Source organism: Kocuria sp. U4B, assembly GCF_054875615.1.
On record NZ_CM142180.1, the window covers coordinates 1,359,021 to 1,371,198 of the forward strand.

At 73.8% G+C, this 12,178-nt stretch carries 10 protein-coding genes; 5 read left to right on the forward strand and 5 right to left on the reverse strand.

Translation table 11 applies throughout. The features are described 5' to 3' along the window. The first annotated feature begins 129 nt into the window (after positions 1-129). The 4 genes from ACYSMR_RS06465 to ACYSMR_RS06480 are packed head-to-tail and all read left to right on the forward strand — an operon-like array spanning position 130 to position 4,594. Positions 130-1,452: an extracellular solute-binding protein gene (locus tag ACYSMR_RS06465; protein WP_251331639.1), complete on the forward strand. Its 1,323-nt coding sequence runs from the start codon at positions 130-132 to the stop codon at positions 1,450-1,452. Next, a complete protein-coding gene (locus ACYSMR_RS06470; protein ID WP_251331640.1) occupies positions 1,449-2,441 on the forward strand; it encodes a carbohydrate ABC transporter permease in 993 nt (330 codons plus the stop codon). Before ACYSMR_RS06465 ends, ACYSMR_RS06470 begins: the two co-directional genes overlap by 4 nt. A gap of 6 nt (positions 2,442-2,447) precedes the next feature. Beyond that, positions 2,448-3,281: a carbohydrate ABC transporter permease gene (locus ACYSMR_RS06475; protein WP_251331641.1), complete on the forward strand. Its 834-nt coding sequence runs from the start codon at positions 2,448-2,450 to the stop codon at positions 3,279-3,281. A gap of 50 nt (positions 3,282-3,331) precedes the next feature. Then, positions 3,332-4,594 carry an ABC transporter ATP-binding protein gene (locus ACYSMR_RS06480; protein ID WP_251331642.1) on the forward strand — a complete coding sequence of 421 codons (1,263 nt, stop codon included), beginning with the start codon at positions 3,332-3,334 and terminating at the stop codon, positions 4,592-4,594. 82 nt (positions 4,595-4,676) lie between these two features. Here ACYSMR_RS06480 and ACYSMR_RS06485 read toward each other — a convergent pair whose 3' ends face one another. Next, positions 4,677-5,327 carry a hypothetical protein gene (locus ACYSMR_RS06485; RefSeq protein ID WP_251331643.1) on the reverse strand — a complete coding sequence of 217 codons (651 nt, stop codon included), beginning with the start codon at positions 5,325-5,327 and terminating at the stop codon, positions 4,677-4,679. 110 nt (positions 5,328-5,437) lie between these two features. Here ACYSMR_RS06485 and ACYSMR_RS06490 point away from each other — a divergent pair, with 110 nt between their 5' ends. Further along, positions 5,438-6,418, forward strand: coding sequence for a hypothetical protein (locus ACYSMR_RS06490; RefSeq protein ID WP_251331644.1), 981 nt, complete (start codon positions 5,438-5,440; stop codon positions 6,416-6,418). A gap of 35 nt (positions 6,419-6,453) precedes the next feature. Here ACYSMR_RS06490 and ACYSMR_RS06495 read toward each other — a convergent pair whose 3' ends face one another. From ACYSMR_RS06495 to ACYSMR_RS06510, 4 genes are all read right to left on the reverse strand, one after another. After that, entirely contained in the window at positions 6,454-8,349 is a 1,896-nt protein-coding gene (locus ACYSMR_RS06495; RefSeq protein ID WP_461747712.1) for an NHL domain-containing thioredoxin family protein, read from the reverse strand. A gap of 151 nt (positions 8,350-8,500) precedes the next feature. Continuing rightward, positions 8,501-10,669, reverse strand: a complete 2,169-nt coding sequence (locus ACYSMR_RS06500; protein WP_461747713.1) for a cytochrome c oxidase assembly protein — start codon at positions 10,667-10,669, stop codon at positions 8,501-8,503. Between the two features lie 124 nt (positions 10,670-10,793). After that, the gene (locus ACYSMR_RS06505; protein WP_461747714.1) at positions 10,794-11,336 is read right to left on the reverse strand and encodes a copper resistance CopC family protein; all 543 of its coding nucleotides are present in this window, start codon (positions 11,334-11,336) and stop codon (positions 10,794-10,796) included. Positions 11,337-11,478: 142 nt separating this feature from the next. Beyond that, entirely contained in the window at positions 11,479-12,138 is a 660-nt protein-coding gene (locus ACYSMR_RS06510; RefSeq protein ID WP_461747715.1) for a hypothetical protein, read from the reverse strand. Positions 12,139-12,178: the final 40 nt, after the last annotated feature.

Consider the following 12,178-nt stretch of genomic DNA (forward strand, 5'->3'; position numbering starts at 1 on the left):
GATCCGCGGAGGAGCGGTCGCCCCGGGCGCAGGTCCGGCCCCGGCCGTCCCGCCGGCCGGGGCCCGCAGGGGTCCTCTCCCGACGGCCTCCGCGGGCCCGCCACACCGTCGAAGGGGAGGAACAGACCGTTGACCACCACCTCACAAGCCCACCCAGCCCGACGGCGGCGGCGGCTCAGCGCCGCCGCCGCCGTCGGGGCCGTGGGAGCCCTGGTCCTCACCGGCTGCGGCGACGCCGACGCCGGCGCCACCCCGACCCTCACCTGGTACATCAACCCGGACGCCGGCGGACAGGCCGAGATCGCCCAGCAGTGCTCCGAGGCCTCCGGCGGCAGGTACAACATCGTGACCGCGCTGCTGCCCCTCGACGCCGCCGGGCAGCGCGAGCAGCTGGCCCGCCGCCTCGCCGCCGGGGACACCTCGATGGACATCATGAGCCTCGACCCGCCCTTCATCCCCGAGCTGGCCGAGCCGGGCTTCCTGGCCCGGCCCCCGGCCGAGGTGGTCGAGGCGACCACCCAGGACGTGCTCGCGGGCCCGCTCGAGGGGGCCCGCTGGAACGAAGAGGTCGTGACGATCCCCTTCTGGGCCAACACCCAGCTGCTGTGGTACCGCGAGTCGGTGGCGGAGGCCGCCGGCCTGGACATGGACCAGCCCGTGACCTGGGACCAGATCATGGACGCGGCCCGGGAGCAGGACAAGAACCTCGGCGTGCAGGGCACCCAGGCGGAGTCGATGACGGTGTGGGTCAACGGGCTCATCGAGTCGGCGGGGGGCTCCATCGTGGAGAACCCCGAGGCCCCGGCCGACGAGGTCTCGATCGGCATGGACTCCGCGGCGGCGGCGAAGGCCGCCGAGATCGTGGGCACCATCGGCCGGGACGGACTGGGCGGGCCGGGCCTGCCGACCTCCACCGAGAACACCTCGATGATCGACTTCCAGTCGGACAACGGCTCGTTCATGGTCAACTGGCCGTTCATCTACGCGGCCACGGCGGCCGCGGTGGAGGAGGGGACGGTCGAGCAGTCCGTCTACGAGGACATCGGCTGGGCCCTGTGGCCGCGCGTGGACGCGGACCAGCCCTCCGCTCCCCCGCTGGGCGGGATCAACATCGGGGTGGGCTCCACCTCGAAGCACCAGGACCTCGCCTGGGAGGCCGTCGAGTGCATCGTCGCCCCCGAGAAGCAGGCGCAGTACTTCGTCACCAACGGCAACCCCGCCGCGTCCGAGGCCGCCTACGAGGACCCGGCGGTCCGCGAGGCCTACCCGATGTACGCGACCATCCGCGAGTCCCTGGACCAGGCGGCCCCGCGGCCCCAGACCCCCTACTACAACGAGGTCTCCAGCGCGATCCAGCAGCAGTGGACCCCGCCGGCGTCCGTCAACGAGAACACGCCCCGGAACACCGCCGAGTTCATCGAGGCCGTCCTGAAGGGAGACCAGCTGCTATGAGCACCGTCGTCAACCCCAACGCTCCCGGCACCGATCCGCGCTCGCCGGCCCCGGCGCCCGTGACCGGGCGGCGCAGCGCCAAGCAGGGCCTGTCCGACCGCGCCAAGTCGGAGCGCAAGCTCGGCTGGATGCTCGCCGGCCCGGCGTTCGTCCTGATGCTGCTGGTCACCCTCTACCCGATCCTGCAGGCCCTGTGGGACTCCCTGTTCTCGTTCCGCCTCACCGACCCCGGCAACCGGGAGTTCGTCTTCCTGGGCAACTACGCCACCGTGCTCTCCGACGGCCTGTTCTGGCAGGACCTCGGGGTGACCGTGCTGATCACCGTGGTGACGGTCGTGGTGGAGCTCGTGCTGGGCTTCGCCCTGGCGCTCGTGATGAACAACGCGATCCGCAACACCCGCGGCCTGCTGCGCACCGCGATCCTCGTGCCCTACGGCATCATCACGGTCGTGTCGGCCTTCGCCTGGTTCTACGCCTTCGACATCACCACCGGCTACATCAACAACTGGTTCTCCTGGCTGCCGGGCATCGGCCCCGACTTCAACTGGTTCGCCTCCCAGTGGCCGGCGCTGTTCGTAATCATGGCCTCCGAGATCTGGAAGACCACCCCGTTCATCTCCCTGCTGCTGCTCTCCGGCCTGGCCCAGGTGCCCACCGAGTTCACCGAGGCCGCCAAGGTCGACGGCGCCACCTGGTGGCAGCGGATGTCCCGGGTGATCATCCCGAACATGAAGGCGGCCATCATGGTGGCGGTCGTGTTCCGCGCCCTGGACGCCTTCCGCATCTTCGACAACATCTTCATCATGACCCAGGGCCAGTACGGCACCGAGACCCTCTCGCTGCTGGCCTACCGCACCTCGATCGGGCGCCTGGAGATCGGTCTCGGCTCCGCGATCTCCGTGATCCTGTTCGTCTGCGTCCTGCTGATCGCCTTCGTCGCCATCCGGGTGTTCAAGGTCGACCTCGCCGGCTCCGGAAAGGGAAGGTAACCGCCCATGTCCACCAAGCAGAAGGTCGGGTGGGCCGTCGTCTCGGTCCTGGTCCTGGTCTACGCCCTGTTCCCCGTCCTCTCGATCCTCATGACGTCCTTCAAGACGCCCTCGGACCTGACCTCCGGGAAGTTCCTGCCGACCCAGTGGGTGGGCGAGAACTACGCGTCCATCTTCGTGGGCGACGCCAAGGACCTCTTCGTCCCGTCGCTGATCAACTCGATCGGCATCTGCCTGATCTCCACGTTCATCGCGGTGGTGCTCGCCACGTTCTGCGCGTACGCCATCGCCCGGCTGGACTTCCCCGGCAAGAAGATCATCCTCACCACCGCGCTCGCGGTGTCCATGTTCCCGGTGATCTCCCTCGTGACCCCGCTGTTCAACCTGTGGCGCCAGATCGGGCTCTACGACACGTGGCCCGGCCTGATCATCCCCTACCTCTCCCTGACCCTGCCGATCTCGATCTGGACGCTGACCGCGTTCTTCCAGCAGATCCCGTGGGACCTCGAGCGGGCCGCGCAGGTGGACGGCGCGACCACCTGGCAGGCGTTCCGCAAGGTCATCGTCCCGCTGGCCGCGCCCGGCGTGTTCACCACCGCGATCATCGCGTTCTTCATCGCGTGGAACGACTTCGTCTACGGCATCGGCCTCACCTCGACCGAGCGCGCGCGGCCCGTGCCCGCGGCGCTGGCGTTCTTCACCGGCGCCTCGCAGTTCGAGGACCCGGCCGGCGCGATCTCCGCCGCCGCGATCGTCGTCACCATCCCGGTGGTGCTGCTGGTGCTGCTCTTCCAGCGCCAGATCGTCTCCGGCCTCACCCAGGGCGCGGTCAAGGGCTGAGCCCGCGCGCTCCCGAACCTCTTCCGAACCGAACGAAGGACTGAGCCCAGATGGCAGCCATCACCCTCAACCACCTCGTCAAGCAGTACGGCGACGGCTTTCCCGCGGTCAACGACGTCTCGATCGACATCGCCGACGGCGAGTTCCTCATCCTCGTGGGCCCCTCCGGCTGCGGCAAGTCGACGCTGCTGCGGATGATCGTGGGCCTGGAGGACATCACCTCCGGGGACCTGCTGATCAACGGCCAGCGGGTCAACGACAAGGAGCCCCGCGAGCGCAACCTCTCGATGGTGTTCCAGAACTACGCGCTCTACCCCCACCTGACGGTCTACGAGAACATCGCGTTCCCGCTGCGCCTGTCCAAGGGGAAGTTCTCCGAGGAGGAGATCGACCGCAAGGTCCGCCACGCCGCGGCGACCCTGGACCTCGACGAGCACCTCGAGCGCAAGCCGGCGAACCTCTCCGGCGGCCAGCGCCAGCGCGTGGCGATGGGCCGGGCCATCGTGCGGGACGCCGACGCGTTCCTCTTCGACGAGCCCCTGTCCAACCTCGACGCCAAGCTGCGCGGGCAGATGCGCGCGGAGATCGCCCAGCTGCAGCGGCGCATGGGCATCACCTCCGTCTACGTCACCCACGACCAGACCGAGGCCATGACCCTGGGCGATCGCGTGGCGGTGCTCAAGAAGGGGCTGCTGCAGCAGATCGCGTCCCCGCGGGAGCTCTACGAGCAGCCCGCGAACCTGTTCGTGGCCGGGTTCATCGGGGCGCCCTCGATGAACTTCATCCCGGCGCACGTGCGGGGCGACGTGTTCTCCACCCCGCTCGGGGACATCCCGGTCCCGGCGCAGGCCCGGGGGCGGATGTCCAAGGCCGGCGACATCGTGCTGCTGGGCGTGCGCCCGGAGCACTTCGAGGACGCCAAGTTCGTGGACGACGCGAAGCTGCCCTACGGGTCTGTCTTCGACACCGAGTTCACGCACACCGAGTGGCTGGGCAACCAGCAGTACGGCTACATCCGCTACCGGCCGGACGACGCCGTGCAGGCGAAGCTCAACGAGCTGGCCCGGGACCTCGACGGCGACGAGATGCAGCCGCAGCTCGTCGTGGCCTTGGACGCCTCCTCGCGGATCCGCGGGGGCTCTCCCGGCCGGATCTGGCTGGACACCCGCCGGATGCACGTCTTCGACCCCGAGACCGGGGAGAACCTCACCCGGGACGTCGAAGCCGGGGCCGAGCTGACCCGCGAGGCCGCCGAGGAGCGCAAGGCCGAGATCGAGCGCGCCCGGCAGCAGCAGGTGGCCGCCACCGGCTGAGCCCTCCCGCACCGCGCGAGGAGCCCGCCGCCCGCACGACCCGGGCGGCGGGCTCCTCGCCGTGCGGGCCCGCGCGGGCCGCTCAGGCGCCGGTCTGCTGGGCGAGCGCCGACCAGAGCACGAGGGCGACGACGGCGACCAGCGCGGCCGAGGCCGCCGCGGAGCGCAGCCGCGGGTGGCGCAGCCGCCACGGCACGAGCCGGGGCCAGCGCCGGACGGCGTCCCGGACGGTGGCGGAGTCCAGGTGGGTGCGCGGGCGGCCGAGCGAGCGGGCCACCTCCTCCAGCGTGCGGGCGTCCCAGACCGTCCCGTCCAGGGCGAGCACCGCCCGGCCCGCCGGGTCCGCGGCCCACAGGTGGGGCCGGCCCGCCCGGCGCGGGCTGTCGGCGGAGCGGTGCAGGGCCCCGACCGTGACCACGTGGTCGACGTCGGCGAGGGGTGCCGCGGCGAAGCCCACCGTGCGGGAGCGCAGGAGGTGGCTGTCGGTGCGGGCCACCAGGGCCGGGCGCAGCCGGGTCCAGCAGACCGCCGCCGCGGCGAGCACGAGCGCCGCCACCACGGCCGCGGTCCCCGCGGCCGGGCGGCGCCAAAAGAGGGTGAGCAGGCCGGCGGCGGCCACCAGCAGCGGGAGGGTGCAGGAGAGCAGCCGGGGCCCGTAGGAGCCCAGCCGGGGGTGGAAGGCCTCGCGGACGGGGCCGTACTTCTCGGGGACCTGCCGGACGGCGTCGGCCATGGGCGGAACTCCAGACGGGGTCGGGGACGGGGGATGCCGGGGCGGCAGGGGAAGCGTACCCGCCGCGGGGCAACGGTGGGTGGACGGGGCGGATCGGATAGCGTGGACGGATGGAGTCGAACGTGCGCGTGCTCAAGGCCATCGGGGCCTGGCTGTTCCTCGTGCTGCTCGGGGTGGCGGCGGCGGCGGTCACGATCGCCCTGGTCAACAAGTACATGTACGGGCCGGAGACGGACGTCAGGGCGTACTTCGAGGACCTGCGCGACGGCGACGGCGGGGAGGCGCTGGGGCTGCTCAACGCCCGGGTCCCGGACTCGAACGCGGCCATGCTGGACGGCGAGCCGCTCGAGGCGGCCGCCGGGGGCCTGGAGGACGTCGAGGTCTCCACCGTCTCCGACGACGGCGAGCGGGCCGTGGTGCGGGCCGTGTACACCCTCGACGGCACCGAGCACAGCTCGGAGTTCTCCCTCCACCCCGTGGACACGCAGTGGGGCTTCTTCACGGTGTGGGCGTTCGACGAGACCGAGCTGCCCACCGTGGCCGTGTCCCTGCCGGGCGCCACGTCGGTGGACCTCAACGGCACGGCGGTGGCCCTGCCGGAGTCCGCGCGGGAGTTCTCCGCGTTCTTCCCGGGCGTCTACACGGCCTCCTACACGTCCGAGCTGGTGGAGACCGACCCGGTGAGCACCGTCGTCACCGCCCCGGGCCAGCGCGCCGAGATCGAGCTGCGGGCCCGGCCCACCCCGAAGCTCGAGGACGAGGTGGACCGGCAGCTGCGGGAGCACCTCGACGGCTGCGCCGGGCAGAACACCCTCTACCCCGCCGGCTGCCCGTTCTCGTTCGAGTTCGACGGCCGCGTGGACGGGGAGGTGCAGTGGGACATCGAGGACTACCCCGACCCGGAGATCACCGTGGGCGAGGGCCCGGGCGGCTGGTCGATGGCCCCCGCCCAGGGCACCGCGCGGATCGCCTTCGACTCCCTCGACCTGTTCACCGGCGACGTCGAGCGCGTCGAGCGGACCGTGCCGTTCGAGGTCTCGGCCGACCTGCGGGTCGACGACACCACGGTCACGGTCACCCCGCGCGGCTGAGCCGGGCCCGTGCGGCGGGCCCGGCTCAGCCGCGCTCAGTTGACGCCGCGCAGGTCGAGGACCAGCTCGGCCTCCCCGTCGGCGTCCAGCACGAAGGGGATCCCCCAGTCCTGCTGGTACAGGTGGCAGGCCGCGTGGTCGGGGATCTCCCCGCCCGGCTCCCCGTCGCACGCCGCGGCGCGGGCGGTGATGTGCAGGACGCCCTCGATGACGCCCTCCGCCAGCACGAGCTCCCGGCGCAGCCCCTGGGCGGTGCCCGCGCCCTGCGCGAGCGCGTGCTCCGGGGAGGAGGAGATCTTCAGCTGGGTGGGGTCGCCCCACCGGTCGTCGAGCTTCTGCCCGGTGGGGGCCGCGAACCGCACCTCGATCCCCAGCGCGCCGGGGGCCAGCCTCGTGCGGGGGCGCTGGGTCTGCGACGCGCCCTCGTCGACGCGCTGGGCGGCCGCCGGGATCGGCACCCGCACCAGGCGGTGCGCGTTGGCCTCCACGACGACCAGCAGCGGCTCGTCGCCGGAGACGTCCAGCAGGACGTCGGAGGGCTCGGCCAGCCCGCGGGCCAGCGTCGCGACCTGGCGGGTGCGCGGGTCGTAGTGGCGCACGGCCCCGTTGTAGGTGTCGGCCACCGCCACGGAGCCGTCGGGCAGCTGGGCCACCCCGAGGCAGTGCTGCATCCGGGCCTGGCCGGCGTCCCCGTCGCGGAAGCCGAAGTCGAACAGCCCCTCGCCCACGGCGGTCTCCACGGTCACGGAGCCGTCGTCGGCGAAGCGCAGGACGCGCAGGGCGGAGGTCTCCGAGTCGGCGACCCACAGGTTGCCCAGGTGGTCCTCGGCGAGGCCGGAGGACTGGGCGAACCACGCCTCGGCCGCCGGGCCGTCCTTGAGCCCCTCGTCGCCCGTGCCCGCGAGCACGGCGAGCTGCCCGGTGCGGGGGTCGAAGGAGAACAGCTGGTGGGTGCCGGCCATCGCGACGACGAGCCGGTCCGCCCTCGTGGACCACGCCACGTCCCACGGCGAGGACAGGGCCACGCTCAGCGGGTCCGCGCCCTGCGCGACGTGGTCGGGCCCGGCGCCGCGGGCGCGCTCGGCGTCGAGCAGTCGCTGCACGCCGCTGCCGGCGACGGTGCGGACCTCGCCCGTGGCGAGGTCCACGCCCCGGAGGCGGTGGTTGACGGAGTCGGCCACGACCACGTCGTAGCCGGCGGCCGCGCGCACGGCCTCGGGCAGCAGGGTCAGGCCCTGCGGCTCGGTGAACTGCGCGGCGGCGGCGTCCCCGTCCCGGTGGCCCTTGGTCCCGGAGCCGATGACCCGCTGGACCGTGGCGAGGTCGTTGCCCAGCTGGACGAGGCGGTGGTGGCCCGTGTCGGAGACGAGGAACGACCCGTCGGGCAGGGGCAGGACCTTGCCGGGGAAGCGGAGGTCGCCCTCCGGGGCGGGGCGCGGGACGTAGGGGCCGTCGCCGCGGTGCAGGGTGCCCTTCGCCTCGTGCTCGGCCACCAGCTCCTCCACGAGGGGGACGAGGCCCTGGACGTGGCCCTCCCCCGAGAGGTGGGCCACGATGTAGCCCTCCGGGTCCACGACCACGAGGGTCGGCCACGCGCGGGCCGTGTAGGCCTGCCACGTCGTCAGCTCGGGGTCGTCGAGGACCGGGTGGTGGATCTCGTAGCGGTCCACGGCCGCGGCGAGCGCGGCCGGGTCGGCCTCGTGCTCGAACTTCGGCGAGTGCACGCCCACGGTGACGAGGACGTCGGCGAAGCGCTCCTCCAGCGGGCGCAGCTCGTCCAGGACGTGCAGGCAGTTGATGCAGCAGAAGGACCAGAAGTCGAGGAGCACGATCTTGCCGCGCAGCGCGGCGAGGTCCAGCGGCTTGTCGCCGGTGTTGAGCCAGGCCCGGCCCTCCAGTTCGGAGGCGCGGACGCGGGAGGTGAGGCGCATGGGGTCGGGTCCTTTCGGCGGCACGGGCGGTGCGGCGGACGGTGCGGCAGCGGGTGCGGCAGGTGGTGCGGGCAGGGTGGTTCCGTTCCTGGTCAACGCGGTGGGCGGGCGGGTATTCCGGGAGCCCGGCGGCGGCGGTGTGAGAATCGGCTCAGCGGCGGGCGGAGCGGTCGTCGCGCTCCGCGAGGCCCGCCATCATCTCGTTGTAGGCCCTCAGCTCGGCGTCGCCGGTGCGGTCCGCCGCGCGGTCCACCCGGCGGTTCTCCCTCGTGCCCTCCATCGCCCACATGATCGCGACGACGACGGCGACGACGACGGTCGGGAACTCGCCGATGCCCCACATCAGGGCCCCGCCGAGCTGCTGGTCCTCGATGGCGCTGCGGCCCCAGTCGCGGCCGGTGTTGCCGAACCAGGAGGCCTGCAGCAGGTTGTCGGAGCCCATGATCGCCACGCCCACGAACGCGTGGTAGACCATCGTGGCCAGCAGCAGGATCAGGCGCATCATGTGCGTGGGACGCCTCGGGATCGGGTCGATGCCGATGAGCACGAGCATGAACAGGTAGCCGGTGAGCAGGAAGTGCACGATCATCAGCACGTGCCCCACGTGGTAGTGCAGGGTGAAGTGGAACAGCGGCGTGAAGTAGAACACCACGATCGAGGCCGCGAAGTTCACGCCGGCGACGACCGGGTGGGTGACGATCCGGCCCCAGGTGGAGTGGACCAGGCGCAGGATCCACTCGCGGGGCCCCCGGGTGCCGTCCTGGCGGGGCTCGAGGGCCTTGAGCAGCAGGGTGACGGGGGCTCCGAGGACCAGGAAGATCGGGACGACCATGGTGAGCATCATGTGCTCGACCATGTGCGCGGAGAACAGGACCCGGCCGTAGACGGCGACGCCGCCCGAGGTGATCCAGAACAGCACGGCGAGACCCGTCAGCCACGAGAGCCCGCGCAGCACGGACCAGGAGCTCCCGCGGCGGCGGACCCGCACGAGCGCCCACACGTAGCCGAGCGCCAGGAACGCGCACACCGCAAGCCACAGCGGGTCCACCCGCCACGTGGTGAACCAGGACGCGGCGGTCGGCTCGGGCGGCAGCTCGTACCAGGTGAGGATCAGCGCCGGGGAGGCGTCCGGGGCCAGCTCCTCGGGCACCGGCGGGGCGGTGCGGGACAGCGCCACGGCCAGGCCCATGACGGCGCCCATGACCAGCACCTCGCCGAGCACGAGCTGCCACAGCGCGCGGCGCGCGGCGAGCCGGCCGGCCTCGAGCGCGGGGACCAGCCACCGGCGGTGGGCGAGCCCGGCGAGGCCGAGCACCAGCGTGAGCGCGGCCTTCACGAGCACCAGGCGCCCGTAGGGGCTGAGCAGCTGCTCCCAGGTGCCGATCCGCACGGCCGCGTTGAGCACGCCGGAGAGCAGCACCAGGAAGAAGCTGCCGAGCGCCACGGCGGAGAAGCGGCGCAGCACCACGGCGGCCATCGGCACCCGGCGCCGCGCCCCGGCGCCGCGGGCGGCGCCCTCGGGCAGGGTCCCGGTGCCGGCGTCCCGGGCGCTCAGCTGCGGGGAGAGCCAGGCCAGCACCACGAGCCCGCCGGTCCACAGGCTCACGCCCAGCAGGTGCAGGCCCAGGGAGTTGACGGCGCCCATGTGGTCGTCGCCGCCGGCGGCGTGGCCGGTGAGGGCCATGGCGACCAGCGCCACGCACGCGAGGGCGAAGGTGAGGAGCAGCCCCAGCAGGGCCCGCACGCCGAAGACGAGGGTGGTGACCACCGCGGCGACCACCACGACCGTGGCCTGGGCCTGGCCCGCGGGGATGTCGGTGGTGTAGTGGAGCAGCTGCTGGGTGTAGGTGGCGTCCCCGCCCACCGGCACGCCGGCCACGTCGGAGTAGGACAGCACGAGGACCGCGACGGCGGCCACCGTCCACACCGTGGACGCGGCCTCGGCCAGGCGCAGCGTCGCCGTGAACAGCGGGTGCTCGACCGCCTCGCCGTCGTCCCGCCCGTCCGGGCCCGTGCGGCGGCGCAGCCCGCCCCGCGTCCTCGGCACGACGCCGACGGCGAAGAGCAGGGCGCCCATGACGACGACGAGCGCGCCGTCGTGGAGCACCTCCGCCACCGGCAGGCCCCAGCGCACCAGCGCCCCGGGGTCGGCGGCGAGCGGGGCCGTGCCCGAGCCGCTGTAGAGCATCGCCACGACCAGGGCGGTGAGCGCCACCACGGGGGCCGCGGCGAGCAGCCACGGGTCGACGCCCCGGGCGCCGGCGGCCTCCGCGTCGGGGGCGTCGCCCCGGGCGGGGCGGCGGTCCGTCCTCGTGATCATTCCCGTTCTCCTTCGCCCGCCCCTCGACGACGGGGCGGCTGCGTCCATTGTCCCCCGCGGCGCAAATCGACCCCGGTGAGGGTTCCCGGGCCCGGCTCAGCGGGTGCGGTCCGGCGGGTGCGCCTCAGCGGGCGCGGCGGCGGGAGGCCAGGCTCACGGCGCCGAGCACGGCGAGGGAGACGCCCGCTCCGGCGGCGGCGACCAGCCACAGCGGGACGTCCCCGCCGGCGCCGGCGCCCGCGGCCGCGGGCTCCTGGGCCTGCGCGCCGGCGGAGGCGGTGGGCCCGGTGCCGGAGCCCTGGCCGACCTCGTAGTCGAAGGTCCCCTCGATGGGGTGGCCGTCGCTGGAGACGACCCGCCACACGACGTGGTAGGTCTCGTCCTCGGTGCCCTCGTCGGTCAGCGGCTGGCTGACGCGGGTACCGTCCTGCTCGAGCGGGCCGTCGGTCACGGACCGGCCCTCGGAGTCGGTGACGCTCACCCGGGGGCCGATGTCCAGGACCTCCCCCGTGAAGGTGAGCTCGATCTGCTCCGGGGCGGTCTCCAGCACGGCGCCGGGCTCCGGTGAGACGCCGACGAGCTCGTCGTGGGCGGAGGCGGGGGGCGCGGACAGGACGGTCAGGGCGCCCGCGGCCAGGAGGGCGGCGGTGCGTCGGGTGGTGCGCATGGGGAGGGGCTCCTTCGTTGCCGGGCAGGGCATCGGTCGACCGTGGGGACGGGCCGCCGGGCCGGGCGGCCCGCGGCGCTCGGGGTCGTCGTGCGCCCGGCTCCGCGCCCGGCGCCGGCGCGCACGGGACCGTGCGGCCGGGTCAGCCGGCGGGCAGCGGGGCGGGTCCGCCGGGGAGGGCGGAGCGCCGGGGGCCACGACGACGGACGGGCGGCGGCCCCCGGTGGGAGCGCACCGGGCGCAGCAGGGACTGGTCGGTCAGCACGTGCGGGCGCCCGCCGGCCGCGGCACGGGGCCGGGGCACGGCGAGCGGGACGGACAGGGCCTGCCACAGCCGCCGCACGCGCAGCCGCAGGGTGTCCAGCAGGACCACGGCCGCGACCTCGCCGTGGCGCACCAGGGCGTAGCAGGCCGCGGCGGCCAGCACGTGCGAGAGGACCATGGCGGGATCGGCGTGCCCGGCGTGGGACTCGACCTGGAGCACGAGGGCGGGGCCGGCGTGGGCGGCTCCGTGGAGGCCCGCCGGCCGGGTGGCGTCGACGACCGTGGTGACGGCGCCGGTCCCGGCGAAGAGGGCGTGCAGGAGGCCCTGGCTGAGCAGCACGCCGGCCAGCAGCGAGGCCCGCGAGAGCATCCGCCCGGCCAGGGCGACGCACAGCGGCCCCGACAGGGCCAGGGAGAGGAGCACCAGCACCGCGGGCGGGGCCGGCCCGTCCGCGGCGACGTGGGACGCGGCGGCGAAGGAGGTGGCGAGGCCCGCTCCGGTCCAGCCGCGGGCGAGGCGCTGCGCGCGTGGGCCCACGCCGCCACCTCCCCTCGGACCGCCGGCCGGACGGCTCGGC

Coding starts and splice junctions, on each gene's coding strand:
- ACYSMR_RS06470 (WP_251331640.1), top strand. CDS start 1,449: ATGAGCACCGTCGTCAACCCCAACGCTCCCGGCACCGATCCGCGCTCG.
- ACYSMR_RS06475 (WP_251331641.1), top strand. CDS start 2,448: ATGTCCACCAAGCAGAAGGTCGGGTGGGCCGTCGTCTCGGTCCTGGTC.
- ACYSMR_RS06480 (WP_251331642.1), top strand. CDS start 3,332: ATGGCAGCCATCACCCTCAACCACCTCGTCAAGCAGTACGGCGACGGC.
- ACYSMR_RS06485 (WP_251331643.1), bottom strand. CDS start 5,327: ATGGCCGACGCCGTCCGGCAGGTCCCCGAGAAGTACGGCCCCGTCCGC.
- ACYSMR_RS06490 (WP_251331644.1), top strand. CDS start 5,438: ATGGAGTCGAACGTGCGCGTGCTCAAGGCCATCGGGGCCTGGCTGTTC.
- ACYSMR_RS06495 (WP_461747712.1), bottom strand. CDS start 8,349: ATGCGCCTCACCTCCCGCGTCCGCGCCTCCGAACTGGAGGGCCGGGCC.
- ACYSMR_RS06500 (WP_461747713.1), bottom strand. CDS start 10,669: ATGATCACGAGGACGGACCGCCGCCCCGCCCGGGGCGACGCCCCCGAC.
- ACYSMR_RS06505 (WP_461747714.1), bottom strand. CDS start 11,336: ATGCGCACCACCCGACGCACCGCCGCCCTCCTGGCCGCGGGCGCCCTG.